Consider the following 24,243-nt stretch of genomic DNA (forward strand, 5'->3'; position numbering starts at 1 on the left):
TTAGAACGATGCTGCAGCCAAAGCGCACAAAGTTCCGCAAGCAGTTCAAGGGCCGTATCCATGGTACCGCAAAGGGCGGCACCAACCTGGATTTCGGTGGTTTCGGGCTGAAGGCGCTTGAGCCGAACCGCGTCACCGCGCGTGAGATCGAGGCGGCCCGCCGCGCGATCACTCGCGAAATGAAGCGCGCTGGCCGCGTCTGGATCCGCATTTTCCCGGATCTGCCGGTCACGTCGAAGCCGACCGAAGTCCGCATGGGCAAGGGCAAGGGTGCCGTCGACTACTGGGCGGCGCGCGTCAAGCCGGGGCGCATCATGTTCGAGATCGACGGCGTCAGTGAAGAAACCGCCCGTGAGGCGCTGCGTCTCGGCGCGGCCAAGCTCTCGGTCAGGACGCGCTTCGTACAGCGCATCGCAGAATAAGGACGGGCTGATCATGAAAGCCGAAGACATCCGGACCAAGACCCAGGACCAGCTGACCGACGATTTGGCCAGCCTGAAGAAGGAGCAGTTCAACCTGCGCTTCCAGAAGGCCACCGGCCAGCTCGAGAAGACCGCGCGCGTGAGGCAGGTCCGTAAGGACATTGCGCGTATCAAGACCATCGCTGCGGAAAAGTCCGCGGCCAAGAAGGCTTAAGGACGAAAACCATGCCAAAGCGCATTCTGCAGGGCACCGTCGTCAGCGACAAGAACGAAAAGACGGTTGTCGTCAAGGTCGAACGGCGCTTCACGCATCCCGTGATGAAGAAGACCGTGCGCATGACCAAGAAGTACAAGGCGCACGACGAGAACAACGCCCACAAGGTTGGCGATCAGGTGTTCATCCAGGAATCGAAGCCGATTTCCAAGGACAAGCGCTGGATCGTCGTGTCTTCGGACCAAGCCTGACCTCTGGGCGTAAACAACGAATTTTGGACAGACCGGGGAGGGGCTTCGAGCCCGTCCCGTTAGAAAAGAAGAAGGCGGCCAGTCATGATTCAGATGCAAACAAACCTCGACGTGGCGGATAATTCCGGCGCGCGTCGTGTCATGTGCATCAAGGTGCTGGGCGGCTCGAAGCGGAAATACGCTTCCGTGGGCGACATCATCGTGGTGTCCATCAAGGAAGCCATTCCGCGCGGCCGCGTTAAGAAGGGCGATGTGATGAAGGCGGTCGTGGTTCGCACGGCCAAGGACATCCGCCGCCCGGACGGCAGCGTGATCCGTTTCGACAAGAACGCGGCCGTTCTCGTCGACAACAAGAAAGAGCCGATCGGCACGCGTATCTTCGGACCGGTTCCGCGCGAACTCCGCGCCAAGAACCACATGAAGATCATCTCGCTCGCGCCTGAAGTGCTGTAAGGAGCCGGACCAATGCAAAAGATTAGAAAAGGCGACAAGGTCGTCGTGCTGGCCGGCAAGGACAAGGGCCGTTCGGGCGAAGTCCTCTCGGTTCAGCCGAAGGATGACACCGCGCTGGTGCGCGGCGTCAACATGATCCGTCGTCACCAGAAGCAGTCCCAGTCCCAAGAGGGCGGGATCATCACCAAGGAAGCGCCGATCCAGCTGTCGAACATCGCGCTGGCCGACCCCAAGGATGGCAAGCCGACCCGCGTCGGTTTCATCTTCCAGAAGGACGGCAAGAAGGTGCGCGTCGCCAAGCGCTCGGGAGAAGTCATCAATGGCTAAGGCTCAAAGCAAACAGGCGACCGCCACCAACACGCCGCGTCTGAAGCAGGTCTACAACGAGACCATCCGCAAGGCGCTGCAGGAGCAGTTCGGCTACGACAACGACATGCAGGTTCCGCGCCTCGACAAGATCGTGCTGAACATGGGTGTCGGCGAAGCGACCGCCGATTCGAAGAAGCCTTCGGTTGCCGCCGAAGACTTGGCGCTGATCGCCGGCCAGAAGGCCGTCGTCACCCGCGCCCGCAATTCGATCGCGGGCTTCAAGGTCCGCGAGAACATGCCGATCGGCGCCAAGGTCACGCTGCGCAAGGAACGTATGTACGAGTTCCTCGACCGCCTCGTGAACATCGCGCTGCCGCGCGTCCGCGACTTCCGCGGACTGAACCCCAAGAGCTTCGATGGCCGTGGCAACTACGCCATGGGCATCAAGGAGCACATCGTGTTCCCGGAGATCAACTACGACAAGGTTGATCAGATCTGGGGCATGGACGTCATCGTTTGTACGACTGCGAAGACGGACGACGAAGCCCGGGCATTGCTCAAGGCTTTCAACTTCCCCTTCCGCCAGTAACGGCAGCGAGAAAAGGAAAAATCTGAAATGGCAAAGACCAGCTCAGTCGAGAAGAACAACAGGCGCCGCAAGCTTGCCGACCAGTACGGTCCCAAGCGCGCTGCCCTGAAGGCGATCATCATGGATCAGTCCAAGCCGATGGAGGAGCGCTTCCGCGCTCAGCTTAAGCTTGCTGCCCTGCCGCGCAACTCGGCCAAGATCCGCATCCGCAACCGCTGCGAAGTCACCGGCCGTCCGCGTGCCTACTATCGCAAGCTCAAAGTATCGCGCATCGCGCTTCGTGATCTCGGCAACAACGGCCAGATCCCGGGCCTGGTCAAGTCGAGCTGGTAAGGAGGACATAACATGTCATTGAGCGATCCTCTCGGCGATATGCTGACCCGCATCCGCAACGCCTACGGCCGCAAGAAGTCGAGTGTCTCGACGCCGGCCTCGCGTCTGCGCACCCGCGTCCTCGACGTGCTGAAGGCTGAAGGCTATATCCGCGACTACAGCCAGACCGACTTCGACAACGGCAAGTCCGAAATCGAAATCGAGCTGAAGTATTTCGACGGTGCGCCGGTCGTACGCGAAATCGCCCGCGTCTCGAAGCCGGGCCGCCGCGTTTACGTCTCGGCCAAGTCGATCCCGCACGTCGCCAACGGCCTCGGCATCGCCATCCTTTCGACGCCGAAGGGCGTGATGGCCGATCACGAAGCCCGCGAACAGAACGTCGGCGGCGAGATCCTCTGCCAGATCTTCTGATCTGGCAGCTGACCGCAAATTGGAATCCGGTCTTCGGATCGTTCCGAAGACAGAGACCTGAAACAAGAGAAGTGACGAGGACAACAAAATGTCTCGTATTGGAAAGAAACCCGTTTCGCTGCCGCAGGGCGTGACCGCGACCGTCAACGGCCAGACCGTGACGGCGAAGGGCCCCAAGGGCGAGCTGAAGTTCGTGGTGAACGACGAAGTCCTGGTCAAGATGGAAGGCAGCGAGATCGCTGTTCAGCCGCGCGACCAGACCAAGACCGCCCGCTCCAAGTGGGGCATGTCGCGCACGCAGATCGTCAACATCCTGCACGGCGTCAAGGACGGCTTCGAGAAGAAGCTCGAGATCACCGGCGTCGGCTATCGCGCCGCCATGCAGGGCAAGAACCTGCAGCTGGCTCTTGGCTTCAGCCATGACGTCGTCTATGAGACGCCGGCCGGTGTCACCATCGCTGTGCCGAAGCCGACGGAAATCACCGTGACCGGCATCGACAAGCAGCAGGTTGGCCAGGTCGCGGCCGAGATCCGCGAGTATCGCGGTCCGGAGCCCTACAAGGGCAAGGGCGTTCGTTACGCTGGCGAGAAGATCGTCCGCAAGGAAGGCAAGAAGAAGTAGTGGGCTTGACCCGAAAAGCTGCAGGCTTTTTCGGAAGGACCAAGGAAGTGTAACGCCGCGGGGAGCGGCCGCGGGAGGCGTTTTCGCCTACCGCACATGGCGGCCCCCGTTTTTTGAAGGCAAGGAAGACCATCATGGGTACCAAGGAATCCACGCAGCGCCGTGCGCAGCGCGTTCGCCGCCAGATCAGGAAGGTCGCCGGCGAGCGTCCGCGTCTGTCGGTTCACCGCACCTCGAAGAACATCTATGTCCAGGTGATCGACGACGCCAAGGGCCACACCATTGCTGCCGCCTCGACGCTCGAGAAGGACCTCAAGGGTTCGCTCAAGACCGGCGCCGACACCGCCGCCGCCGCCGCGATCGGCAAGCTGATCGCCGAGCGCGCCACCAAGGCCGGCGTCAAGGAAGTCGTCTTCGACCGTGGCCCGTACATCTATCACGGCCGCGTCAAGGCCCTGGCTGAAGCTGCCCGCGAAGGCGGTCTCAGCTTCTAAAAAACTTTCGCCCCCGGTGACCCACAGAGGCGCCGGATCGTATCATCAACCGTGCTTCCGGAAAAAAACAAGGAACAGGATATGGCACAGGAACGTAGGGAAGGCGGCCGCGGCCGCGAGCGCGAAGAGCGCGACGACGGCATGGTGGACAAGCTGGTCCACATCAATCGCGTCGCCAAGGTCGTCAAGGGTGGCCGCCGCTTCGGCTTCGCCGCACTCGTCGTCGTCGGCGACCAGAAGGGCCGCGTCGGCTTCGGTCACGGCAAGGCGCGCGAAGTGCCGGAAGCCATCCGCAAGGCAACCGAATCGGCCAAGCGCGATATGATCTTCGTGCCGCTGCGCTCGGGCCGTACGCTGCATCACGACGTCGAGGGACGTTGGGGCGCTGGACGCGTTCTGCTGCGCGCCGCCAAGCAGGGTACCGGCATCATCGCCGGCGGCCCGATGCGCGCCGTCTTCGAGACGCTCGGCATGCATGACGTGGTCGCCAAGTCGATGGGTTCGTCGAACCCTTACAACATGGTTCGCGCTACGTTCGACGCGCTGAAGAGCCAGATGCATCCCAAGGATGTGGCTGCCGCGCGCGGCATCAAGTATTCGACCCTTCAGGCCCGCCGCGGCACCGCCGTTGCGGCTGAAGAATAGTCGATCTGACCAGGGATTTTGACCATGGCCAAGAAAGCAACCAAGACCATCACCGTTGAGCAGATCGGTTCGCCGATCCGCCGTCCGAAGGAACAGCGCGCGACGCTGGTCGGCCTCGGCCTCAACAAGATGCACAAGCAGCGCACCCTGGAAGATACGCCTTCCGTGCGCGGCATGATCGCCGCCGTTCAGCATCTCGTCCGCGTCGTGGACGAGGGCTGAGCCAAAGCGCAGGAGAACTCAGATGAAACTCAACGATCTGCGTGACAAGGACGGCGCGACGCATTCCAAGAAGCGTCTCGGCCGCGGCATCGGTTCCGGCTCGGGCAAGACCGCCGGTCGCGGTGTCAAGGGCCAGAAGGCACGCTCCGGCGTCGCCATCAACGGCTTCGAGGGTGGCCAGATGCCGCTCTACAGGCGCCTGCCGAAGCGTGGCTTCAACAACATCTTCGCCAAGAGCTTCGTCGTCGTGTCGCTGGCCCGCATCCAGGAAGCCGTCGACGCCAAGAAGCTTGACGCCAAGGCAACCGTGACAGCCGAGGCACTTGTCGCCGCCGGCGTCATCCGCCGCGTCAAGGATGGCGTGCGCGTGCTGTCCGATGGCGAACTGAAGGCCAAGCTTGCCTTCGACGTCGCCGGCGCCTCCAAGGCCGCGATCGAGAAGATCGAAAAGGCCGGCGGCTCGGTCAAGTTGCCGGAAAAGGCAGCTGCCGAGTAACGGCAATTTGAAGCGCGATCGGCGGAAACGGGATCCCTTTTTTGCTCACGATTGTGCTTTGATCTGCTCAATTAAGCGGCCGCGTCAACGCGGCCGCTTGCATGTTTAGAGCCCGGAGCTTATCTCGTGAGCTTCGGTGAAACGCGCCGCCTGACCTCACGGGCCATCAAGCGTTACCAAGCGGAGAATCAGGCATGGCTTCGGCTGCTGAACAACTAGCTTCGAATCTGAATTTCTCGGCCTTCGCCAAGGCGGAGGACCTGAAGAAACGCATCTGGTTCACTATTGGCGCGCTGCTCGTCTACCGCCTCGGCACCTATATCCCGCTTCCCGGAATCAACCCCGACGCCTTCGCCCAGGCCTTCTCCTCGCAGAGCAAGGGCGTGCTCGGCATGTTCAACATGTTCGCCGGCGGCGCCGTGCAGCGCATGGCGATCTTCGCGCTCGGCATCATGCCTTACATCTCGGCCTCCATCATCATGCAGCTGATGACCTCGGTCATTCCGTCGCTGGAATCGCTGAAGAAGGAAGGCGAACAGGGCCGCAAGGTCATCAACCAGTACACGCGCTACGGCACCGTGCTTCTGGCACTGGTGCAGGCCTATGGCATTTCGGTGGGGCTTGAGAACGGCCACGGCATCGTCAATGATCCCGGCATGTTCTTCCGCATCTCGACCGTGGTCACGCTGGTCGGCGGCACCATGTTCCTGATGTGGCTCGGTGAGCAGATCACCGCCCGCGGCATCGGCAACGGCATTTCGCTGATCATCTTCTCAGGTATTGTCGCCGGCCTGCCGCGCGCCATTTCCGGCACGCTGGAGCTTGGCCGCACCGGCGCCCTGTCGACCGGCCTGATCCTGGCGATCATCGTGCTGGCCATCGTCGTCATCGCGCTCATCGTGTTCTTCGAGCGCGCCCAGCGTCGCCTGCTGATCCAGTATCCGAAGCGCCAGGTCGGCAACCGGATGTTCCAGGGCGATACCTCGCATCTGCCGCTGAAGCTCAACACGTCCGGCGTCATCCCGCCGATCTTTGCTTCGTCGCTGCTCCTGCTGCCGGCCACTATCGCCGGCTTCTCGCAGACCACCAACATGCCCGCCTGGGCGAGCACCATCCTGGCCTCGCTCGGCCACGGCCAGCCGCTCTACATGGCATTCTACGCGGCGATGATCGTGTTCTTCGCCTTCTTCTACACAGCGATTGTCTTCAACCCGAAGGACACCGCCGATCAGCTCAAGAAGCATTCGGGCTTCATCCCGGGCTATCGTCCGGGCGAGCGGACCGCCGATTACATCGATTACGTTCTCACCCGCATCACCGTCGTCGGCGCCATTTATCTGGTGCTGGTGTGCCTGCTGCCGGAGTTCCTGATCTCGGCGACTGGCGTACCATTCTACCTCGGTGGCACATCGCTTCTGATCGTGGTCAGTGTCACGCTCGATACGGTTGCGCAGATTCAGGGCCACCTGATCGCGCACCAGTATGAAGGCTTGATCAAGAAGTCGAAGCTGCGCGGGGGGAAGAAAGCCAGATGAGGTTGATTTTGCTTGGGCCGCCAGGGGCGGGCAAGGGGACACAAGCACAAAGACTGGTAGAAAAACACGGCATACCCCAGCTCTCGACGGGAGACATGCTGCGTGCCGCCGTTCAGGCCGGTTCCGAAGTCGGCAAGCGTGCCAAGGCGGTGATGGATGCCGGCGAATTGGTGTCGGACGCCATCGTCAACGCCATCGTCGCCGAGCGAATCGACCAGGCCGATTGCGCCAAGGGATTCATCCTCGACGGCTACCCGCGCACGCTGGTGCAGGCAGATGCGGTTGAATCGATGCTTTCCGAGCGTGGCATCGGCCTCGACACGGTCATCGAACTGGTTGTCGATGACAGGGCCCTGGTCGGCCGCATTGTCAAACGCGCCGAGGATGCCAAGGCCGCCGGCCAGCCGGTACGCAAGGACGACAATCCCGCAGTGTTCGAAGAGCGCCTGCGCGAGTACTACAAGAAGACCGCTCCGCTGACCGGCTACTATTACGCCAAGGGCAAGCTCAAGACGGTCGACGGCTTGGCCAGCATCGACGCGGTGACCAACGAGATCGAAGCCGTGCTTACGGCGGCCGCCGAGGCGCGGTAAGGGAATTTAAAGATTAGGCTTGACGGGAGCGGCTCGCTGCGGTATGGCGGCCCGTCTTCCTATCAGGTGCGAACTTTGCTTGTCCGCAAGGGCAAGGCAGTCGCTTTGAACTGGAAACTCCCGCAAGGGCCGGCCTCCACCGGACGCGGGGCAACTTTGACAGCGCCAGGCCTGCCTTGTTTGAGAGGTTGGTCGGCCCACATGGAGAAGGAAAGAACATGGCTCGTATAGCCGGCGTCAACATTCCGACCAACAAGCGCGTCGTCATCGCGCTTCAGTACATTCACGGCATTGGCAAGAAGTTCGCCCAGGAGATCGTCGACAAGGTCGGCATCCCGGCCGAGCGCCGCGTCAACCAGCTGACCGACGCGGAAGTGCTGCAGATCCGCGAGACCATCGACCGCGACTACCAGGTCGAGGGCGACCTGCGTCGCGAAGTGTCGATGAACATCAAGCGTCTCATGGACCTCGGCTGCTACCGCGGCCTGCGTCACCGTCGCTCGCTGCCGGTCCGCGGCCAGCGCACGCACACCAATGCACGCACCCGCAAGGGCCCGGCCAAGTCGATCGCCGGCAAGAAGAAGTAAGTGAGCGAGTAGCCATTAGCGAGTAGGGGTCCCTATTCGCTATTCCCTACTCGCTTTCAAAGGTGGAGCCGCTGGCATTACGGCGGTGTAGAGATCAACTGAAAGGAATACCATGGCCAAGGAAGCCGCTCGTGTTCGCCGTCGCGAACGCAAGAATATCTCGTCGGGCGTTGCCCACGTCAATTCGACCTTCAACAACACGATGATCACGATCACCGACGCGCAGGGCAATTCAATTGCCTGGTCGTCGGCCGGTGCCCAGGGCTTCAAGGGTTCGCGCAAGTCGACCCCGTTCGCTGCCCAGATGGCTGCCGAGGACGTCGCCAAGAAGGCTCAGGAACACGGCATGCGCATGCTCGAAGTCGAGGTCTGCGGACCTGGCTCCGGTCGTGAATCGGCGCTGCGCGCGCTGCAGGCGGCCGGCTTCACCATCACCTCGATCCGTGATGTGACGCCGATCCCGCACAATGGCTGCCGCCCGCGCAAGAAGCGCCGCGTCTAAGAAATTACCGAACGCCGCGCGAACGCTCACAGGGGCGTTCCTCCGCGGTATTCCAGGTCGCCCGCCACGATTGGATGGTGGCGGGTCAACGGAAGGAAAGCATCATGATCCAGAAAAATTGGCAGGAACTGATCAAGCCGAACAAGATCGAGTTCTCGTCGAAGAAGAAGACGCTGACCACGCTGGTCGCCGAGCCGCTCGAGCGTGGCTTTGGCCTCACCCTCGGCAACGCGCTGCGCCGCGTGCTTCTGTCTTCGCTGCGCGGTGCGGCTGTGACCGCTGTGCAGATCGACGGCGTTCTGCATGAATTCTCGTCTATCGCCGGCGTGCGCGAGGACGTGACCGACATCGTCTTGAACATCAAGGAGATCGCCATCCGCATGGAAGGCGATGGCCCCAAGCGCATGGTCGTGCGCAAGCAGGGACCGGGTGCGGTTCTCGCCGGCGACATCCAGACGGTTGGTGACGTTGAGATCCTCAACCCCGACCACGTCATCTGCACGCTGGACGAAGGCGCTGAAATCCGCATGGAATTCACCGTCGACACCGGCAAGGGTTACGTGCCGGCCGAGCGCAACCGCGCCGAGGACGCGCCGATTGGCCTGATCCCGGTCGACAGCCTCTATTCGCCCGTCAAGAAGGTCTCCTACAAGGTCGAAAACACCCGCGAGGGCCAGGTTCTCGACTATGACAAGCTGACCATGACGATCGAGACCGACGGTTCGATCTCGGGCGAGGACGCAGTGGCCTTCGCCGCCCGCATCCTGCAGGACCAGCTCGGCCTGTTCGTCAACTTCGACGAGCCGCAGAAGGAAGTCGCCGCCGAAGCCGTCACCGAGCTCGCCTTCAACCCGGCGCTGCTCAAGAAGGTCGACGAACTTGAACTTTCGGTGCGTTCGGCCAACTGCCTGAAGAACGACAACATCGTCTACATCGGCGATCTCATCCAGAAGACCGAAGCCGAGATGCTGCGCACCCCGAACTTCGGCCGCAAGTCGCTGAACGAGATCAAGGAAGTCCTGGCGGCGATGGGCCTGCACCTCGGCATGGAAGTGCCGGATTGGCCGCCGGAAAACATCGAAGACCTCGCCAAGCGTTACGAAGACCAATATTGAGCATGAATTCCAAGGATCGGCGGCGTGGGCCGCTCGATCCGACGGTCATGCGGAAAACCATCAGAGGCCTTGGCCTCTTGAACAACTAAAGAAGGAAAAGAGCCATGCGCCACGGTTTCAAAGGCCGTCGCTTCGCCCGAAGCATTAGCCATCGCAAGTCGATGTTCGCCAACCTCGCCGTGTCGCTGCTCGAGCACGAGCAGATCGTCACCACCTTGCCGAAGGCGAAGGACCTGCGTCCGATCGTCGAGAAGCTGGTAACGCTCGGCAAGCGCGGCGACCTGCACGCCCGCCGCCAGGTGATCGCGCAGATTGGCAATGAAGGCGTCGTCAAGCGCCTGTTCGACACCATCGCCCCGCGCTACGCCAACCGCAACGGCGGCTACCTGCGCATCATGAAGGCTGGCTTCCGTCACGGCGACAACGCCGCGATGGCCGTCATCGAGTTCGTTGATCGCGACACCTCGGCCAAGGGCGCCGGCGACCGCGCCCGTCTCGAAGCCGAAGGCACCGACGCGGAAGCCGCTGCCGCATAAGGCCACGTCTTTTCGGAACGAATTGAAGGGGCCCGCGGGCCCCTTTTTCATGCCCTACGCGTACCAAGGCGCGCGTTAAACGATCTGCCGGCGCGAAAATAATCGGATTTCAGCGGCTTAGCCTTTCATTTTGCACAATCGTCGGGACAATGCGCCCGAACTTGCCTTGGAGGATTCGCGAATGCGCGCCAAAAGACTGTCCCTTGTTCTGCTCTGCGCCTTTATGGTGTTCGCAGCCGCACCGGCAGTCCGGCAGGCGTTCGCGGAAGACGCCGCAAAGCCCGCCGATCCTGGTCTCTCCGATGTGCTGACCGATCTGCTGCATGGCGTCGAAGGCGAGAATGCCACCTCCGGGCCTGACAAGCGCGTGCCGTTCGGTCGCGAGGAGGTGCAGCTTTCGTTCGCGCCGCTGGTCAAGCAGACGGCGCCGGCCGTGGTCAACGTCTATGCCTCGCAGACGGCCAAGGTCACATCGCCTTTTGAAGGCGATCCGTTCTTCGAGGAGTTTTTCGGCCGTGCCCAGCCGCGCGCGCAGTCCTCGCTGGGCTCGGGCGTGCTCGTTGATCCAAGCGGTGTCATCGTCACCAATTTCCATGTCATCAAGGATGCCGACGAGGTCAAGGTGGCGACCGCCGACGGCCGTGAGTTCACCAGCAAGGTGATGCTCAAGGACGAGACGCTCGATCTCGCCGTGCTCAAGATCGAATCCGACAAGCCGTTCCCGGTCATCGCCATTGGCGATTCCGACGCGCTCGAGGTCGGCGACCTGGTGCTGGCCATCGGCAATCCCTTCGGCGTCGGCCAGACCACCACCAGCGGCATTGTTTCCGCACTTGCCCGCAGCCATATCGGGGTCTCGGATTCGGGCTATTTCATCCAGACCGACGCGGCCATCAATCCCGGCAATTCCGGCGGCGCGCTGATCAACATGGGCGGTCAGCTGGTCGGTATCAACACCGCCATCTACAGCCGCAGCGGCGGCTCAATCGGGATCGGCTTCGCCATTCCCGCCAACATGGTGCGGGCTTTCGCCGATGCGGCAAAGGCCGGCCTCGACTTCTTCGAACGCCCCTATATCGGCGCCGAGTTCGAGGCGGTGACGCCGCAGATCGCCGACTCGCTCGGCATGGAAAAGCCGACCGGTGCGCTGGTCTCTTCGGTCGACGCGACCGGGCCAGCCGGTAAGGCCGGGCTGAAGGCAGGCGATGTCGTGCTGCAGATCAACGGCAAGCCGGTCGAGAGCATCGAGGCGCTGGACTATCGCATGGCGACGCTGTCGATCGGCACAAAGGCGAATTTCGCGGTCCTGACCAAGGGCCAGAAAGCGGCCATGGACATCGCGCTGGAGCGGGCGCCGGAAGGTGCGAAAGCCTCGGAAGTGACGCTGCATGGCCGCAGCCCGTTCTCGGGCGCCAAGGTCGCGGAACTGTCGCCGCGGCTTGCCCAGAAGCTTGGCCTGCGCACCGATCTCAAAGGCGTGACGGTGATCGATATCAACCGCGATTCGCCAGCCGCCGATTTCGGCTTCCTGCCAGGCGACATCGTGCGCGAGGTCAACGGCACCACGATCGATACCGCCGCGACGCTGGCGCAGGTAGCCCAGCAGGATACGCGCTGGTGGCGCTTTACCGTCGAGCGCGGCGGGCAGATACTGCGCCAGGTGTTGCGTTACTGAGTTCGGTCTGAAGGGATCGCGCTCCAAACCAAAAGAAGTGCATGGCCGATCTGTTCAGTGTCGATGAACCGGAAAAGGCGCCGCCCGGGCGGCCGCTGGCCGACAGGCTGCGGCCGAAAAACCTTGGCGAGGTCGTCGGCCAGGAGCATCTGACCGGCCCCGATGGCGCCCTGACCCGGCTGATCGGCTCGGGCTCACTCGGTTCGATGATTTTCTGGGGACCGCCGGGCACCGGCAAGACCACTGTGGCCAGGCTGCTCGCTGGCGAGACCAGCCTTGCCTTCGAGCAGATCTCGGCGGTGTTTTCGGGCGTTGCCGACCTGAAGAAAGTGTTCGAGACGGCCAAGCTGCGCCGCGCCAACGGCCGCCAGACCCTGCTTTTCGTTGACGAGATCCACCGCTTCAACCGCGCCCAGCAGGATTCCTTTCTCCCTGTCATGGAGGATGGGACGGTCGTCTTGGTCGGCGCCACGACCGAAAACCCGTCCTTCGAACTCAACGCGGCTCTGTTGTCCCGCGCGCGCGTCATGGTTTTCCATTCGCTCGGCGAGGAGAGCATCGCCAAGCTGATGGTGCGGGCGGAGGAGACGGAGGGCAGGGCGCTGCCGCTCGACGACGAGGCCCGCGCCATGCTGATCCGCATGAGCGATGGCGATGGACGCGCATCGCTGACACTCGCCGAGGAAGTCTGGCGGGCCGCCAAACCTGGCGAGGTCTTCGATCCCGAGGGGTTGCAGCGCATCGTCCAGCGCCGCGCGCCGATCTACGACAAGGGCCAGGACGGCCACTACAATCTGATCTCGGCGCTCCACAAATCGGTGCGCGGCTCCGATCCCGATGCAGCACTCTACTATCTCGCCCGCATGTTCGACGCCGGCGAGGATCCGCTCTATCTCGGCCGCCGGCTGGTGCGCATGGCGATGGAAGATATCGGCCTTGCCGATCCGCAGGCACTGGTCGTTGCCAATGCCGCCAAGGACGCCTACGACTACCTTGGCTCTCCGGAAGGCGAACTCGCCTTTGCCGAAGCCACCGTCTATCTCGCCACCGCGCCCAAATCCAATGCCGTCTACACGGCCTTCAAGGCGGCCACGCAGGCAGCCAAGCAGCATGGCTCGCTGCTGCCGCCAAAGCATATCCTCAACGCGCCGACCAAGCTGATGAAGGAAGAGGATTACGGCGCGGGCTATCGCTACGATCATGATGAGCCGGACGCCTTTTCGGGCCAGGACTATTTTCCGGAGAAGATGGGCCGCCAGACCTTCTACGATCCGCCTGAGCGTGGTTTCGAGCGCGACATCAGGAAGCGGCTCGACTATTGGGCGAAGCTGCGCAAGGAACGGGAATAGCTGATTTGCGTGGCCCCGTGGTCGTCACGCTTCGCAGCGAGGCCTCGCCATGGGGCATCTCAACCTCGGTCGCTCTCCATGCACTACTGGCCGCGATGCTGGCGCTGATGCCGCTGCCAAAGCGGCCGAAGCGGCTGGACGAGGAAAGGGTGTCGGTGGACATTCTGACGCCGCAGCAGTTCGAGGCCTCGACAAGGCCGCCGGCGCCGGCACCGCTTCCAGCGCCCGAGGCGCAAGCGTCCGCACCAACACCAACGCCGAGCGCTCCTCGACCTACACCACCCACCGCGCCGACCATGATTCGGCCGACCGAAATGCTGTCGGCCAAGACGCTCGCCGATCCGCGCAGCCGGCAGGCACGCGCCGATCTCGCGACCTTCGCTTCCGACGAACGCATGGTGCAGTTGTGCAATCTCGAGGCCATGGACCAGATCCGGCGATGGCGGGCGGACTTTCGGCCGGAACGCGTCGTGCCTTACGCAACGGCCGAGGAGAAGGTCCGCGGCACCACGATTGCCGCCGACGGCGCGGCTTTCCGCAGTCGCAAAAACTGGTATAGTCTGAAGTTCAAATGCCGGCTCGCACGGGACGGCGAAAGCGTCATCGGCTTTGAGTTCCTGGTCGGCGATCCCGTGGCCAGGGACAAATGGGATGAGCTCGGCTTGCCAGCGGTGCATTGATCGAAGTCTGGCAAATTCCACCAGGCAACTGCCAGGCCACGACGTCGTGGCGTTGTGCGGCGACCCAAAAAACCTTATCAAGGCGCACGGCCGGGCGGTGGTCGTTGCCGAGATTGGGCACACTCATTCGCAACAGGATCGCGCTCCGCGCGTGGAAAAATGACAAAAACCCTTCGCAAGTCCCTTCGCAAATTCGCCATCGCCATCCCGCTTCTCGCTCTTGGCTTCTACTTCATCCCCATTCTGACGACGATCTTCATCGTCTGCGGCCTGATCGACGTGCTGCGCAACGACAGGAAGGATCTGGCGCTGTTCTCGGGCTATTTCCTCGGCAACGGCCTGTTCACCTGGCTCTTGTCTCCGTTCAACCTGCTGGTCGATCTGCTCTGCTACCGCAATCCCGGCGTGTGGAAGCTGGAGCAGTTTCCGGAGGATTATCAGCGCGAGGTCAATGAGGTCCTAGACATCTTCAGGGCGCGCAAGGACGAGATCATCGCCGACATCGATGCCAATTTCGGTGTCGGCCGGCGCGGCATGTATGTCTACCAGTGGTACGGCAAGCACCGGATCGACAACGTCGCCGAGTTCAACAAGGATTTCAAATACATCAAGACCATCGCCGTTTCGGTCTTCAGCAAGCGCGAATCGACCTCCTGGCATTTCGGCCCGCTGCGGCTCAGCCTGCGCATCCTTTACAATCTGGTCCCGGTGAAAGCGGAAATCTTCGTCGAATGCGGCAACGTCAAGAACTACTGGTACGACAATCCGCAGTTCATTTTCGACGACACGCTGCTGCATCGTTCGGTCAACGAATATGACGGCCGCCGCTACTGCGTGTTCATGGACATCATCAGGCCGTCCCCGTTCCCGAGACTCATTGCCGGCATGCTCGCGATTGTCTCGGTCAGCGTCGAGCGCATCAATTCGATGTTCTACAAGAACTGGAAGATGATCGGCTCGACCAAGCCGAAGAAGGTCGAAACCACCTGAACTGAGAATCCGTCAGCGCTGCCGGCGGCGGTTGCAAGCAAGACCTCCGCCGGCTGCTTCTTCGGACGCCCCTTTTAACGCGTTTTCCATGCTTGCGAGGTGCTCGTTTAAGCAAAGGCCCGTTTGGGCTCTCAACAATTCATTATATGAATCTTGTCACAAGATTCGCCGGAGCGGCTCCTGGCGGCGTCAGGGGTGGCTCCGGCTTTGGTCCGTAGTTCTGTCTCTTCCTTCCTTGGCGGCCTCAAGTGACAAAGAACAAAATCTTCGGATTCTGGACGGGTACCTACCTGTGCACCTTGTTGCTTGGAATTGCCGTCAGCGCCGCGTACATAAATCTCGAAGAGTCCGTCTACTATTGGGACTTCGCGGCCTATTTCAACATGTTCAACCAGCAGGGCGCGCTCTTGGTCGAGAGCCCTTTCGAATGGCTGAGCCAATTGGGCACCTCCATCGCGACGGAAGATTACGGCGTGGCGATCCTGGTGCCCCTGATGCCGTTTCACCTTGTTTTCGGTGGTTCAAGGCTTTCCTTCATCGCCGGAATAGTCGCGGTCTATCTGGTCCCGGCGGTTCTTTTGATAGGCAGAATAAGCTATCAGGAGGCGTTCTCCGAGACGCCGTCCCGAAGTTGGATCGCCGTCTGGATCGCGGCCTTCCTGTACACGCCGTTCTGGGCGCCGACGCTTCGGGGAATGCCTGACATTGCCGGCTGCCTCGCCCTGACCGCGGCAACCTATTTTCTCTGGAAATCCAGGTTCCTGACCCGCGAACCGGTGATAGGCGGAATATCCGTCGGCGCCTGCCTGTGGTTGGCGTTCATGCTGCGCCGCTGGTACGCCTATGGAGCCATAGGGATCACCGTTTCCGCGGCATTTTTCTGTTTGCTGCAGATCGCAAGGGAGCGGGATCTGCCGGCCTTGCGCAACGCGGCTCTGGGCGGCGCGTGTGCGATTTTCCTTATTGCCGCGACGGCGTTGAACTTCCAGCTGCCGCTGATCGCCAAGATTCTGCAAACCAGCTACGCCGACCTTTACAGCGGATACAAGACGACCTTTGTCACCCAGCTCGGTGACGTCGGATCCCGGCTCAGCTATCTGAACTGGGCGCTGATTGTAGTGGGCCTCTACATCTCGGTTGTGCGTCGCAACAGATTTGCCGTGTTCTGTGCCATGGCCTCGGTGCTCACCTTCCTGGTTTTCATCCGGACGCAGGACCCGGAACGTCATCATTCCTTGCCGATGTTTCTTTGGCTCTTTCCCGCCTATGCCCAGGCGATCGTTTCGATCGTGTCCGTGCCGGGACTGAAATCACGATGGCCGACCGCCGCAATGACCGTTGTTGCCGGCTTCGCTTTTTTGGGCACGTTTTTTCCGGCCGGCCGTCAGCTGTTGTCCCCAGTGGGCTTTGTCTTCGCCGGGGAAGCTACGCTCCCACTTCGCCTCGACAATCTCCCCGAATACAGGCGCCTGATCGATGACCTCGTCGCCAGAATGGGACCGGAGGACCGTTTTTCGGTCTTTGCGTCGGGTCCTGTGATGAGCGACGCCCTGTTGTTCGGCATGAAACGGGACCTTGTTGCCCATGTCGGATGGATTTGTCAGGTAGACAGTCGTGACCGGTTCCAACCGGACGCATTGAAATCCAGATATGTCGTCGTGACCGACCGGCCGGTTACGCATCTGCAACCGGGCGCGCAGATCTGCGTCACGATCCCGAACCAGTATATTCTTGAAGGCAAGGGCATCGGTGCCGCGTACCGGCGCATTGCGCAGTACCAATTGTCCGGCGGTGTCGAAGGCTATCTCTACGAACAGGTACGCCCGGTCAGCAAGGCCGAGCTCGATGCCCTCTATGTTGAATTCAGGAAAAAGTATCCGGACTGGGCAGCGCCTGAATGGTGACGGCGAAGGGATTGACGCCACCGCCTCAACACGGGCAGTAGACGACGATGTTCAATCTGCTTCTCGTGGTCGTCGGCGGCGGCATCGGCGCCGGCATCCGCCATCTCACCAATATGGGCGCGCTGCGTCTTGTCGGCCCCAATTATCCCTGGGGCACGATGGCGATCAACATCGTCGGCTCCTTTGCCATGGGCCTGTTCATCGCCATCCTGGCGCGCCGCGGCGGGTCGAACGAAGTTAGGCTGTTCGTCGCCACCGGCATCTTTGGCGGCTTCACGACTTTTTCCGCCTTTTCGCTTGACTTCGCGACGCTATGGGAGCGCGGAGCCACGCTGCCGGCATTTGGATATGCGCTGGCCAGCGTCATTGGCGCGATCATCGCCCTGTTTTTGGGTCTTTGGCTCGCAAGAAGCCTGCCTTAATGCTATTGCCGCGCCAAGCGCAGGCTAAGCCCTGCTTTGGAAACGGATAAGCGAAGAAAAAAATGGCAGGCGTTGAACAGATCACGGTGGAGGCCGGCGAGGCGGGCATGCGGCTCGATCGCTGGTTCAAGACCCATTTCCCAGGCCTTGGTTTCGGCCATTTGCAGAAGCTGCTGCGCTCCGGCCAGATCCGCGTCGATGGCGGCCGCGTCAAGGCCGACAGCCGTGTCGAGCCTGGCCAGGTGGTGCGTATCCCGCCACTCGAGGTCGACAAGAAGGGCGAGAGTGCGCTGACCGGCCATTCGATCCGCAACCAGGGCGATGCCGACGTCCTGGCGAAAATGCTGATCCATGAGGATCCGAAGGTTTTCGTCTTCAACAAACCGGCGGGCCTTGCGGTGCAGGGTGGCTCGGGCGTCACCCGCAATGTCGACGACATGCTGGAAGCCTGGCGCAACCAGAAGGGCGAGAAGCCGCGGCTGGTCCACCGGCTCGACCGCGACACGTCGGGCGTGCTGGTCGTCGCCCGCACGAGACTGGCCGCCATGAAACTGTCGGAAGCGTTCCGTGCCCGCGAAACGAAGAAGACCTACTGGGCGCTGGTCAAGGGCGTGCCGCCGAAGCGCGAGGACAAGATCTCAACCTGGCTGATCAAGGAGCCGACCGAGGACGGTGACCGCGTTCGGGTCGCCGCGCATGGCGAAAAAGGCGCCGACCACGCCGTGTCCTACTACCGCATCATCGAGCAGGCGGCGCAGACCATGACCTGGCTGGAAATGGAACCTTATACGGGCCGCACTCACCAGCTTCGCGTCCATGCCGCCTATATCGGCTGCCCGATCATTGGCGACCCGAAATATTTCGAGGCCGACACCAACTGGGATTTCCCCGGCGGCATCCAGAACCGCCTGCATCTGCATGCGCGCCGCATCATCATTCCGCATCCCGACAAGGGCCTCATCGACGTCACCGCGCCAATGCCGCCGCATATGCGCCAGAGCTGGAACCTGATCGGCTTCGACGACGCCAGCGCGGAGGATTGATCTTGAGCGGCGCCACCGACGCGCTCGATCGGCGCGATACAGTCGACATGGCCGTCGCCGCCATCATGGTTGGCCTGACCTTTTCCTGGGGCCTGAACTACGTCGCCGCCAAAATCTCCTATGCCGGCTACGACCCCGTCTTCCTGTCGATCGCACGCTCGATCATTGGTGGCTTCTGCGTCTTCCTCTGGTGTCGCTGGCGCGGCATCGCTCTTTTCACGCGCGATGGCACATTGCTCGCTGGCATTGCCGTGGGCGTGCTTTTCGGCATCGAGTTCCTTTGCCTCTATGTCGGCCTGGAGCATACGACCGTTGCCCGCAACACACTGCTGGTCAATTCAATGCCGTTCTGGATGCTGATTGGCGGTCACCTCCTGCTTGGCGAACAGATCACCATGCGCAAGTTCCTCGGCCTGCTGCTGGCCTTCGCCGGCCTTGCCGCGGTCTTTTCCGACAAGCTTGGCGGCGGCGGGGACATGCTGTTCGGCGATCTGCTCAGTCTCGGCTCCGGGTTTTTCTGGGCGTTGACCAACATCCTCATCAAACGGTCGAAGCTAGTCGAGGCGAGCGCCGAAAAGCTGCTGCTCTATCAACTCGCCGGCGCGGCGATGGTCGGCATATTGGTCCTGCCTCTCGCCGGTCCGCCGGTGCGCGACCCGTCCTTGTTGCCGACATTGGCGCTGCTTTTCCAGGCGATCTACATTGTCGCCTTCACCTACGTCCTGTGGTTCTGGCTGCTGCGCCGCTATCCGGCCTCCGGCCTGTCCAGCTTCACCTTCCTGTCGCCGGTTTTCGGCGTCTTGTGCGGCGCGGTCATCTTGAACGAGCCGCTGACCATGCGCATTTTTCTGGCACTTGGCCTGATTGCGGCGGGCCTGATCATCGTCAACCGGCCGGCACGCAAGCTGACACCGGTGTGAGAGAGATTTTTCATGCGTGACATCCTCAACGACCTCGAAGCGGGCAAGTATCTTTCGGATCCGGATCCGGTGCGTCGCGCCCAGATCCAGATGAAGACGCCGCTGCCCAAGCGCTTCTACAAGACCGCTTCGGTTGCGCCGATAGACGGAGGTTTCGCCGTGCATCTCGACGGCAAGCCGGTGCGCACGCCGGGCAAGGCGCTGCTGGCGCTCCCGACCGAGGCGGCGGCTGTGCTGGTTGCAGACGAATTCGCGGAACAGGGCGAGACCATCAATCCGGTGACGATGCCGGTGATGCGCCTGGTCAACACCGCCATCGACGGTGTTGCGAGCGATCCGCAGGCGGTGCTGGAAGACATACTGCGTTTTGCCTCGTCGGATCTGCTCTGTTACCGCGCCGACGCCCCCCAGGGGCTGGTCGAGCGGCAGAACGAGCAGTGGGATCCGGTCATCGATTGGGTGCGCACTGCATTGGGGGCTCGCTTCAACCTTGCCGAGGGGATCATCCATGTCGAGCAGCCGCGTGAGACGATCGCCGTTCTGGGCAGTCATCTCAATCAACGCGCCGAGCCGCTGCGGCTGGCCGCCATCCACCTCATGACCTCGCTGACCGGTTCGGCGCTGCTGGCGCTGGCGGTCGATTTCGGCGAGCTCGACGCCGAGGCTGCCTGGGCCGCCGGCCATGTCGACGAGGATTGGCAGATCGAACATTGGGGGCAGGACGCCGAAGCGGTCGCGCGACGCGCCGCCCGCAAACGCGACATGATGGCCGTCGTCAGCCTTCTCGAAGCGCTCAAGGTCTGACCCCAAAGCGATTGCCGCACTGCACCTAATACCAAAGTCATAATCCCATCGTCGCTCTGCCGTCGGCGGTCGCTTTCTGTCATTTTTCCCGTGATGGCCCGGCATTTCCGAGTCCGCGTTCGGAGGAGAGCGCGAACATCGGCGCCCGGCATCGAGGACAGGGTCTCACGGGAGGACAACTCTATGGCAATGGCATCAACCGCCGGCAGAACGAGCCGCGGCATGACGCGGGAAGAGAAGAAGGTCATCTTCGCTTCCTCGCTCGGCACCGTTTTCGAATGGTACGATTTCTATCTCTACGGTTCATTGGCGGCCTTCATTGGCTCGACCTTTTTCAGCCCGACCATTCCGGAGGCGACGCGCAACATCTTCGCGCTGCTGGCGTTCGCGGCCGGCTTTCTTGTGCGCCCGTTCGGGGCTCTGGTGTTTGGCCGTATCGGCGACCTCGTCGGCCGCAAATATACCTTCCTCGTCACCATGACGATCATGGGTCTGTCGACCTTCCTGGTCGGCTTGCTGCCCGGTTATGCGACCTTGGGTATCGCGGCTCCGGTGATCCTGATCGCCCTGCGCATGCTACAGGGCCTGGCCCTCGGCGGCGAATATGGCGGTGCGGCGACCTACGTCGCCGAGCACGCGCCTGACGACCGTCGCGGTTTCTACACGTCGTGGATCCAGACGACGGCGACGCTTGGCCTGTTCCTGTCGCTGATCGTCATTCTGATTGTTCAGGGCTCCCTGAGCAAGGAAACCTACGCCGCCTGGGGCTGGCGCATTCCGTTCATTGTTTCTTTCGTGCTGCTCGCCGTTTCGATCTGGATTCGGCTATCGCTTTCGGAATCGCCGACCTTCCAGAAGATGAAGGACGAAGGAAAGGGTTCGAAGGCACCGCTTTCGGAAGCCTTCGGTCAGTGGAAGAATGCCAAGATCGCACTGCTGGCGCTGCTTGGCCTCACTGCTGGCCAGGCCGTGGTCTGGTACAATGGCCAGTTCTATGCGCTGTTCTTCCTGCAGAACGTGCTGAAGGTCGATGCGCAGTCGGTCAACATCATGATCGCGATCGCGCTGGCACTCGGCTCGATCTTCTTCGTCGTGTTCGGCTGGCTCTCCGACAAGATCGGCCGCAAGCCGATCATCATGGCTGGGCTTGCGCTGGCCATCGTCTGCACCTTCCCGCTGTTCAAGGCGTTGACCTGGGCCGCCAATCCGGCGCTCGCCACCGCGCAGCAGAACACGCGCGCCACGGTGACCGCGGCACCCGGCGACTGCAAGTTCCAGTTCAACCCGGTCGGCACCGCCAAGTTCACGACGTCATGCGACATCGCCACTTCGTTCCTGACCAAGAACTCGGTTCCCTTTGACGTGGTGTCGACTGCCGCGGCCGGAACGCCTGCTACCGTCAAGATCGGCAACGAGACGGTGGCGTCCTACGACGCGGTCGCCGCTGGCGACCAAGCCAAGGCCAAGGACGCCGCCTTCGTCAAGGCCGTCAACATGTCGCTTAAGGACGGCGGGTATCCGCTGAAGCGTGCGGCGATCAAGGTGGCGGACCAGAAGCTCGACGCCTTCATCGCGGCCAATCCTGAACTCAAGCTCGACGCGGCTACAATTCGCGGCGGCGAGAAGGCAACCGTGCCGACCGAGCAGGCGGTCAAGGACAAGTTGGTGACGTCAGAGGAGGCCGCCGGCGCGCCAGAGGTCACCGTCTACAACATACCGGGCGGCGGTGCCTTCGCCATGTTCGCCGATCCGGCCGCCGTGAACTGGCCGATGACGATCGGCATCCTGTTCATCCTGGTGCTGTTCGTGACAATGGTTTACGGGCCGATCGCGGCGATCCTGGTCGAGATGTTCCCGACCCGCATTCGTTACACCGGCATGTCGCTGCCCTATCATATCGGCAATGGCTGGTTCGGCGGTCTGTTGCCGGCAACGGTCTTCGCGCTCAGCGCCTACAGGGGCGATATCTACTTTGGTCTGTGGTATCCGGTGGTGATCGCGGCGATGACGCTGATCATCGGGATGATCTTCGTCAAGGATACGCTCGGCACCGACCTCCGCGCCAAGGAGTAGCCCACGGATCATCGACCAACAGAAAGCCCGGCGTGAGCGATCACGCCGGGCTTTTTCATGTTTCAACTTGAAGAAGCGGATCAGCTCTTTGGCTGATTTTCTTCCTCGATGGCCGCCTCGTGATACCAGCCGTCAAAATCGGCGTGTGTGTAACGCAAGGAGGCGATCTCTGCCGCGAATTTCGCCTTCGCGCCTAAATTTGAGGCAGATTTGCGCGCTGCCAGAGGGAACATCAGAATTTTTGCCGATGGACGGGAGGGGACGACTTCCACGGGCGGTCTCCTTTCTTTTTCAGGAGCGTGTCGATTCAGCTTTACTGCAAGATAGGTCTTGCGATTCCTTTAGGCAATATGCCTACGAAAAGATCAGTAATTGCCTAAGATTTATGCATAATCCAGGTTTGACTGATATAGGCCCAGTGATGAGGCGGCTCAGCAAATTCGACGCGATATCCCTGCCATTTTGCCGCACCCGCCGAAGTCGGAGTGGCACACGAATTGCATTTTAGGGATCGGCAGCGCCGGCTGCCGACGGCAGACGTGTGTCGACGCCGTTTGGTGTTCGGTGAACAAGCAACGAGAGGCTAGAATGACGAAATACAAGCTCGAGTACATTTGGCTCGATGGTTACACCCCGGTCCCCAACCTTCGCGGCAAGACGCAGATCAAGGAATTCGCCGAATTCCCGACGCTCGAACAGCTGCCGCTGTGGGGCTTCGACGGTTCCTCGACCATGCAGGCCGAAGGCCGCAGCTCCGATTGCGTGTTGAAGCCGGTGGCGCTTTACCCGGATCCGGCCCGCACCAACGGCATTCTCGTCATGTGCGAGGTCATGATGCCCGACGGCGTCACCCCGCATGAATCGAACAGCCGCGCGACCATCCTCGACGACGAGGACGCCTGGTTTGGTTTCGAGCAAGAGTACTTCTTCTACAAGGACGGCCGCCCGCTCGGCTTCCCGGAGAGCGGTTATCCCGCGCCGCAGGGCCCTTACTACACCGGCGTCGGCTACAAGAACGTCGGCGACGTCGCGCGCAAGATCGTCGAAGAGCATCTCGACCAGTGCCTCGCGGCCGGCATCAACCATGAAGGCATCAACGCCGAAGTGGCCAAGGGCCAGTGGGAATTCCAGATTTTCGGCAAGGGCTCCAAGAAGGCCGCCGACCAGATCTGGATGGCGCGCTACCTGCTCCTGCGTCTGACCGAGACTTACGGCATCGACATCGAGTTCCACTGCAAGCCGCTCGGCGACACCGACTGGAACGGCTCGGGCATGCACTGCAATTTCTCGACCAAGTTCATGCGCGAAGTCGGCGGCAAGGCCTATTTCGAAGCCCTGATGGCGCAGTTCGACAAAAACCTGATGGACCACATCGCCGTCTACGGGCCGGACAACGACAAGCGCCTGACCGGCAAGCACGAGACCGCGCCGTGGAACAAGTTTAGCTATGGCGTCGCCGACCGTGGCGCATCGATCCGCGTGCCGCACTCCTTCGTCAAGAATGACTACAAGGGCTATCTGGAAGACCGTCGTCCGAACTCCCAGGGCGACCCCTACCAGATCGCTTCGCAGGTGCTGAAGACGATCTCGCAGGTTGCGACCGACGCGAAGGTCTCGGCCGCCGCCTGAGTGTTTTCGCGGCGCGGATCGCAAGGTCCTCGCCGCGACCGAAACTCTGCAACGAAAAAGCCCTGGCGGAAACGCCAGGGCTTTTTCGTATTTGCGAGGTGCGGGTGCGTCTGCCGTTCTCAGCCGGCGACAGCCCCACGCACCTTCAGCGCCGCCAGCACTTTGGCATGGGGCAAGCCAGGGCTGCGGTTGCCGTCGCGGCCGATCATGTCAGAGTTGGCGACCAGCGCATTGAGCACCGCCTCCTCGGTCGCCTGCACGACGGCTGCATAGAAATCGTCCATGCAGGATAGGCGTCACCCTCCAACGCGCTGTCCTTGCGAGAACCCCGGCCTTTGCCGGGGTTCCTTTTTGTCGTGCTGGCCGGTGGAGCAAATACCCCCAAAAAAAGTCAGGTTGAAAAGGACCGGGCAAATTCGCCGGAT

The 24,243-nt window shown here is 61.7% G+C and carries 32 protein-coding genes; 30 read left to right on the forward strand and 2 right to left on the reverse strand.

Annotated features, from left to right (window positions below):
- Positions 1-8: 8 nt before the first annotated feature.
- The 29 genes from rplP (at position 9) to MAFF_RS02385 (ending at position 22,189) form a co-directional block, all read left to right on the forward strand.
- Positions 9-422, forward strand: coding sequence for a 50S ribosomal protein L16 (gene rplP / locus MAFF_RS02245; RefSeq protein ID WP_010909279.1), 414 nt, complete (start codon positions 9-11; stop codon positions 420-422).
- A 13-nt stretch (positions 423-435) separates the two neighbouring features.
- Entirely contained in the window at positions 436-636 is a 201-nt protein-coding gene (gene rpmC, locus MAFF_RS02250; protein WP_006205459.1) for a 50S ribosomal protein L29, read from the forward strand.
- Between the two features lie 11 nt (positions 637-647).
- Positions 648-887, forward strand: a complete 240-nt coding sequence (gene rpsQ, locus MAFF_RS02255; RefSeq protein ID WP_010909280.1) for a 30S ribosomal protein S17 — start codon at positions 648-650, stop codon at positions 885-887.
- Between the two features lie 84 nt (positions 888-971).
- The gene (rplN, locus tag MAFF_RS02260; RefSeq protein ID WP_006205457.1) at positions 972-1,340 is read left to right on the forward strand and encodes a 50S ribosomal protein L14; all 369 of its coding nucleotides are present in this window, start codon (positions 972-974) and stop codon (positions 1,338-1,340) included.
- A gap of 12 nt (positions 1,341-1,352) precedes the next feature.
- Entirely contained in the window at positions 1,353-1,667 is a 315-nt protein-coding gene (gene rplX / locus MAFF_RS02265; protein WP_006205456.1) for a 50S ribosomal protein L24, read from the forward strand.
- Positions 1,660-2,238, forward strand: coding sequence for a 50S ribosomal protein L5 (gene rplE / locus MAFF_RS02270; RefSeq protein WP_010909281.1), 579 nt, complete (start codon positions 1,660-1,662; stop codon positions 2,236-2,238). Before rplX ends, rplE begins: the two co-directional genes overlap by 8 nt.
- A 27-nt stretch (positions 2,239-2,265) precedes the next feature.
- On the forward strand, positions 2,266-2,571 hold the full coding sequence (rpsN, locus tag MAFF_RS02275) for a 30S ribosomal protein S14 (protein WP_010909282.1): 306 nt from the start codon (positions 2,266-2,268) through the stop codon (positions 2,569-2,571).
- Between the two features lie 12 nt (positions 2,572-2,583).
- Positions 2,584-2,982 carry a 30S ribosomal protein S8 gene (gene rpsH / locus MAFF_RS02280; RefSeq protein ID WP_006205453.1) on the forward strand — a complete coding sequence of 133 codons (399 nt, stop codon included), beginning with the start codon at positions 2,584-2,586 and terminating at the stop codon, positions 2,980-2,982.
- A gap of 88 nt (positions 2,983-3,070) precedes the next feature.
- The gene (gene rplF, locus MAFF_RS02285; RefSeq protein WP_010909283.1) at positions 3,071-3,604 is read left to right on the forward strand and encodes a 50S ribosomal protein L6; all 534 of its coding nucleotides are present in this window, start codon (positions 3,071-3,073) and stop codon (positions 3,602-3,604) included.
- Positions 3,605-3,738: 134 nt separating this feature from the next.
- Positions 3,739-4,098, forward strand: a complete 360-nt coding sequence (rplR, locus tag MAFF_RS02290; RefSeq protein ID WP_010909284.1) for a 50S ribosomal protein L18 — start codon at positions 3,739-3,741, stop codon at positions 4,096-4,098.
- A gap of 81 nt (positions 4,099-4,179) precedes the next feature.
- Positions 4,180-4,743 (forward strand): 30S ribosomal protein S5, encoded by a 564-nt coding sequence (gene rpsE, locus MAFF_RS02295; RefSeq protein WP_032933400.1) that lies wholly within the window; start codon positions 4,180-4,182, stop codon positions 4,741-4,743.
- Positions 4,744-4,767: 24 nt separating this feature from the next.
- Positions 4,768-4,965, forward strand: coding sequence for a 50S ribosomal protein L30 (rpmD, locus tag MAFF_RS02300; RefSeq protein WP_006205449.1), 198 nt, complete (start codon positions 4,768-4,770; stop codon positions 4,963-4,965).
- A 22-nt stretch (positions 4,966-4,987) separates the two neighbouring features.
- The gene (gene rplO, locus MAFF_RS02305; protein ID WP_010909286.1) at positions 4,988-5,461 is read left to right on the forward strand and encodes a 50S ribosomal protein L15; all 474 of its coding nucleotides are present in this window, start codon (positions 4,988-4,990) and stop codon (positions 5,459-5,461) included.
- 194 nt (positions 5,462-5,655) lie between these two features.
- Positions 5,656-6,996: a preprotein translocase subunit SecY gene (secY, locus tag MAFF_RS02310; protein WP_010909287.1), complete on the forward strand. Its 1,341-nt coding sequence runs from the start codon at positions 5,656-5,658 to the stop codon at positions 6,994-6,996.
- Positions 6,993-7,589 carry an adenylate kinase gene (locus tag MAFF_RS02315; protein WP_010909288.1) on the forward strand — a complete coding sequence of 199 codons (597 nt, stop codon included), beginning with the start codon at positions 6,993-6,995 and terminating at the stop codon, positions 7,587-7,589. Before secY ends, MAFF_RS02315 begins: the two co-directional genes overlap by 4 nt.
- 218 nt (positions 7,590-7,807) lie before the next feature.
- Positions 7,808-8,176 carry a 30S ribosomal protein S13 gene (gene rpsM / locus MAFF_RS02320; protein WP_006205445.1) on the forward strand — a complete coding sequence of 123 codons (369 nt, stop codon included), beginning with the start codon at positions 7,808-7,810 and terminating at the stop codon, positions 8,174-8,176.
- Between the two features lie 112 nt (positions 8,177-8,288).
- On the forward strand, positions 8,289-8,678 hold the full coding sequence (gene rpsK / locus MAFF_RS02325; RefSeq protein ID WP_006205444.1) for a 30S ribosomal protein S11: 390 nt from the start codon (positions 8,289-8,291) through the stop codon (positions 8,676-8,678).
- 104 nt (positions 8,679-8,782) lie between these two features.
- Positions 8,783-9,793 (forward strand): DNA-directed RNA polymerase subunit alpha, encoded by a 1,011-nt coding sequence (locus MAFF_RS02330; RefSeq protein ID WP_006205443.1) that lies wholly within the window; start codon positions 8,783-8,785, stop codon positions 9,791-9,793.
- Positions 9,794-9,897: 104 nt separating this feature from the next.
- The gene (rplQ, locus tag MAFF_RS02335) at positions 9,898-10,329 is read left to right on the forward strand and encodes a 50S ribosomal protein L17 (protein ID WP_010909289.1); all 432 of its coding nucleotides are present in this window, start codon (positions 9,898-9,900) and stop codon (positions 10,327-10,329) included.
- A 181-nt stretch (positions 10,330-10,510) separates the two neighbouring features.
- Positions 10,511-12,004 carry a DegQ family serine endoprotease gene (locus MAFF_RS02340; RefSeq protein WP_044547535.1) on the forward strand — a complete coding sequence of 498 codons (1,494 nt, stop codon included), beginning with the start codon at positions 10,511-10,513 and terminating at the stop codon, positions 12,002-12,004.
- Positions 12,005-12,045: 41 nt separating this feature from the next.
- Positions 12,046-13,353, forward strand: coding sequence for a replication-associated recombination protein A (locus MAFF_RS02345; RefSeq protein ID WP_010909291.1), 1,308 nt, complete (start codon positions 12,046-12,048; stop codon positions 13,351-13,353).
- Positions 13,354-13,358: 5 nt separating this feature from the next.
- The gene (locus tag MAFF_RS40480) at positions 13,359-14,033 is read left to right on the forward strand and encodes a DUF930 domain-containing protein (RefSeq protein WP_244420704.1); all 675 of its coding nucleotides are present in this window, start codon (positions 13,359-13,361) and stop codon (positions 14,031-14,033) included.
- A gap of 159 nt (positions 14,034-14,192) precedes the next feature.
- On the forward strand, positions 14,193-15,023 hold the full coding sequence (locus MAFF_RS02355; RefSeq protein WP_032930185.1) for an aspartyl/asparaginyl beta-hydroxylase domain-containing protein: 831 nt from the start codon (positions 14,193-14,195) through the stop codon (positions 15,021-15,023).
- 248 nt (positions 15,024-15,271) lie between these two features.
- Positions 15,272-16,927, forward strand: a complete 1,656-nt coding sequence (locus tag MAFF_RS02360; RefSeq protein ID WP_010909294.1) for a hypothetical protein — start codon at positions 15,272-15,274, stop codon at positions 16,925-16,927.
- A gap of 47 nt (positions 16,928-16,974) precedes the next feature.
- Complete coding sequence (gene crcB / locus MAFF_RS02365) at positions 16,975-17,349, forward strand: fluoride efflux transporter CrcB (protein ID WP_010909295.1); 375 nt, start codon at positions 16,975-16,977, stop codon at positions 17,347-17,349.
- 62 nt (positions 17,350-17,411) lie between these two features.
- On the forward strand, positions 17,412-18,392 hold the full coding sequence (locus tag MAFF_RS02370; protein ID WP_010909296.1) for an RluA family pseudouridine synthase: 981 nt from the start codon (positions 17,412-17,414) through the stop codon (positions 18,390-18,392).
- A gap of 47 nt (positions 18,393-18,439) precedes the next feature.
- Positions 18,440-19,312, forward strand: a complete 873-nt coding sequence (locus MAFF_RS02375) for a DMT family transporter (RefSeq protein WP_010909297.1) — start codon at positions 18,440-18,442, stop codon at positions 19,310-19,312.
- A gap of 12 nt (positions 19,313-19,324) precedes the next feature.
- Positions 19,325-20,116, forward strand: coding sequence for an ATP12 family chaperone protein (locus MAFF_RS02380; protein ID WP_044547538.1), 792 nt, complete (start codon positions 19,325-19,327; stop codon positions 20,114-20,116).
- A gap of 183 nt (positions 20,117-20,299) precedes the next feature.
- The gene (locus MAFF_RS02385) at positions 20,300-22,189 is read left to right on the forward strand and encodes an MFS transporter (protein ID WP_010909299.1); all 1,890 of its coding nucleotides are present in this window, start codon (positions 20,300-20,302) and stop codon (positions 22,187-22,189) included.
- Between the two features lie 80 nt (positions 22,190-22,269).
- Here the strand turns inward: MAFF_RS02385 and MAFF_RS02390 are convergent, their stop codons facing one another.
- Positions 22,270-22,461, reverse strand: coding sequence for a DUF2735 domain-containing protein (locus MAFF_RS02390; RefSeq protein WP_044547541.1), 192 nt, complete (start codon positions 22,459-22,461; stop codon positions 22,270-22,272).
- A 316-nt stretch (positions 22,462-22,777) separates the two neighbouring features.
- Between MAFF_RS02390 and MAFF_RS02395 the strand changes: the two genes are divergently transcribed.
- Positions 22,778-23,818 carry a glutamine synthetase beta-grasp domain-containing protein gene (locus MAFF_RS02395; RefSeq protein ID WP_010909300.1) on the forward strand — a complete coding sequence of 347 codons (1,041 nt, stop codon included), beginning with the start codon at positions 22,778-22,780 and terminating at the stop codon, positions 23,816-23,818.
- Between the two features lie 119 nt (positions 23,819-23,937).
- Here MAFF_RS02395 and MAFF_RS38935 read toward each other — a convergent pair whose 3' ends face one another.
- Entirely contained in the window at positions 23,938-24,102 is a 165-nt protein-coding gene (locus MAFF_RS38935; RefSeq protein WP_196771793.1) for a P1 family peptidase, read from the reverse strand.
- Positions 24,103-24,243 lie beyond the last annotated feature (141 nt).

The sequence above is a fragment of the Mesorhizobium japonicum MAFF 303099 genome (assembly GCF_000009625.1).
Lineage (GTDB): Bacteria > Pseudomonadota > Alphaproteobacteria > Rhizobiales > Rhizobiaceae > Mesorhizobium > Mesorhizobium japonicum.

What these genes read in the sequence shown, in the direction of transcription:
- rplO (WP_010909286.1), top strand. Translation starts at nt 4,988, where the DNA reads ATGAAACTCAACGATCTGCGTGACAAGGACGGCGCGACGCATTCCAAG.
- MAFF_RS02385 (WP_010909299.1), top strand. Translation starts at nt 20,300, where the DNA reads ATGGCAATGGCATCAACCGCCGGCAGAACGAGCCGCGGCATGACGCGG.
- MAFF_RS02380 (WP_044547538.1), top strand. Translation starts at nt 19,325, where the DNA reads ATGCGTGACATCCTCAACGACCTCGAAGCGGGCAAGTATCTTTCGGAT.
- rplX (WP_006205456.1), top strand. Translation starts at nt 1,353, where the DNA reads ATGCAAAAGATTAGAAAAGGCGACAAGGTCGTCGTGCTGGCCGGCAAG.
- rplF (WP_010909283.1), top strand. Translation starts at nt 3,071, where the DNA reads ATGTCTCGTATTGGAAAGAAACCCGTTTCGCTGCCGCAGGGCGTGACC.
- rpsK (WP_006205444.1), top strand. Translation starts at nt 8,289, where the DNA reads ATGGCCAAGGAAGCCGCTCGTGTTCGCCGTCGCGAACGCAAGAATATC.
- MAFF_RS02355 (WP_032930185.1), top strand. Translation starts at nt 14,193, where the DNA reads ATGACAAAAACCCTTCGCAAGTCCCTTCGCAAATTCGCCATCGCCATC.
- rplP (WP_010909279.1), top strand. Translation starts at nt 9, where the DNA reads ATGCTGCAGCCAAAGCGCACAAAGTTCCGCAAGCAGTTCAAGGGCCGT.
- MAFF_RS02375 (WP_010909297.1), top strand. Translation starts at nt 18,440, where the DNA reads ATGGCCGTCGCCGCCATCATGGTTGGCCTGACCTTTTCCTGGGGCCTG.
- rpsE (WP_032933400.1), top strand. Translation starts at nt 4,180, where the DNA reads ATGGCACAGGAACGTAGGGAAGGCGGCCGCGGCCGCGAGCGCGAAGAG.
- MAFF_RS02395 (WP_010909300.1), top strand. Translation starts at nt 22,778, where the DNA reads ATGACGAAATACAAGCTCGAGTACATTTGGCTCGATGGTTACACCCCG.
- rpsN (WP_010909282.1), top strand. Translation starts at nt 2,266, where the DNA reads ATGGCAAAGACCAGCTCAGTCGAGAAGAACAACAGGCGCCGCAAGCTT.
- MAFF_RS02340 (WP_044547535.1), top strand. Translation starts at nt 10,511, where the DNA reads ATGCGCGCCAAAAGACTGTCCCTTGTTCTGCTCTGCGCCTTTATGGTG.
- MAFF_RS02370 (WP_010909296.1), top strand. Translation starts at nt 17,412, where the DNA reads ATGGCAGGCGTTGAACAGATCACGGTGGAGGCCGGCGAGGCGGGCATG.
- secY (WP_010909287.1), top strand. Translation starts at nt 5,656, where the DNA reads ATGGCTTCGGCTGCTGAACAACTAGCTTCGAATCTGAATTTCTCGGCC.
- rplR (WP_010909284.1), top strand. Translation starts at nt 3,739, where the DNA reads ATGGGTACCAAGGAATCCACGCAGCGCCGTGCGCAGCGCGTTCGCCGC.
- rpsM (WP_006205445.1), top strand. Translation starts at nt 7,808, where the DNA reads ATGGCTCGTATAGCCGGCGTCAACATTCCGACCAACAAGCGCGTCGTC.
- MAFF_RS38935 (WP_196771793.1), bottom strand. Translation starts at nt 24,102, where the DNA reads ATGGACGATTTCTATGCAGCCGTCGTGCAGGCGACCGAGGAGGCGGTG.
- MAFF_RS02315 (WP_010909288.1), top strand. Translation starts at nt 6,993, where the DNA reads ATGAGGTTGATTTTGCTTGGGCCGCCAGGGGCGGGCAAGGGGACACAA.
- MAFF_RS02345 (WP_010909291.1), top strand. Translation starts at nt 12,046, where the DNA reads ATGGCCGATCTGTTCAGTGTCGATGAACCGGAAAAGGCGCCGCCCGGG.
- MAFF_RS02330 (WP_006205443.1), top strand. Translation starts at nt 8,783, where the DNA reads ATGATCCAGAAAAATTGGCAGGAACTGATCAAGCCGAACAAGATCGAG.
- crcB (WP_010909295.1), top strand. Translation starts at nt 16,975, where the DNA reads ATGTTCAATCTGCTTCTCGTGGTCGTCGGCGGCGGCATCGGCGCCGGC.
- rpmC (WP_006205459.1), top strand. Translation starts at nt 436, where the DNA reads ATGAAAGCCGAAGACATCCGGACCAAGACCCAGGACCAGCTGACCGAC.
- rpsH (WP_006205453.1), top strand. Translation starts at nt 2,584, where the DNA reads ATGTCATTGAGCGATCCTCTCGGCGATATGCTGACCCGCATCCGCAAC.
- rplN (WP_006205457.1), top strand. Translation starts at nt 972, where the DNA reads ATGATTCAGATGCAAACAAACCTCGACGTGGCGGATAATTCCGGCGCG.
- rplE (WP_010909281.1), top strand. Translation starts at nt 1,660, where the DNA reads ATGGCTAAGGCTCAAAGCAAACAGGCGACCGCCACCAACACGCCGCGT.
- rpmD (WP_006205449.1), top strand. Translation starts at nt 4,768, where the DNA reads ATGGCCAAGAAAGCAACCAAGACCATCACCGTTGAGCAGATCGGTTCG.
- rpsQ (WP_010909280.1), top strand. Translation starts at nt 648, where the DNA reads ATGCCAAAGCGCATTCTGCAGGGCACCGTCGTCAGCGACAAGAACGAA.
- rplQ (WP_010909289.1), top strand. Translation starts at nt 9,898, where the DNA reads ATGCGCCACGGTTTCAAAGGCCGTCGCTTCGCCCGAAGCATTAGCCAT.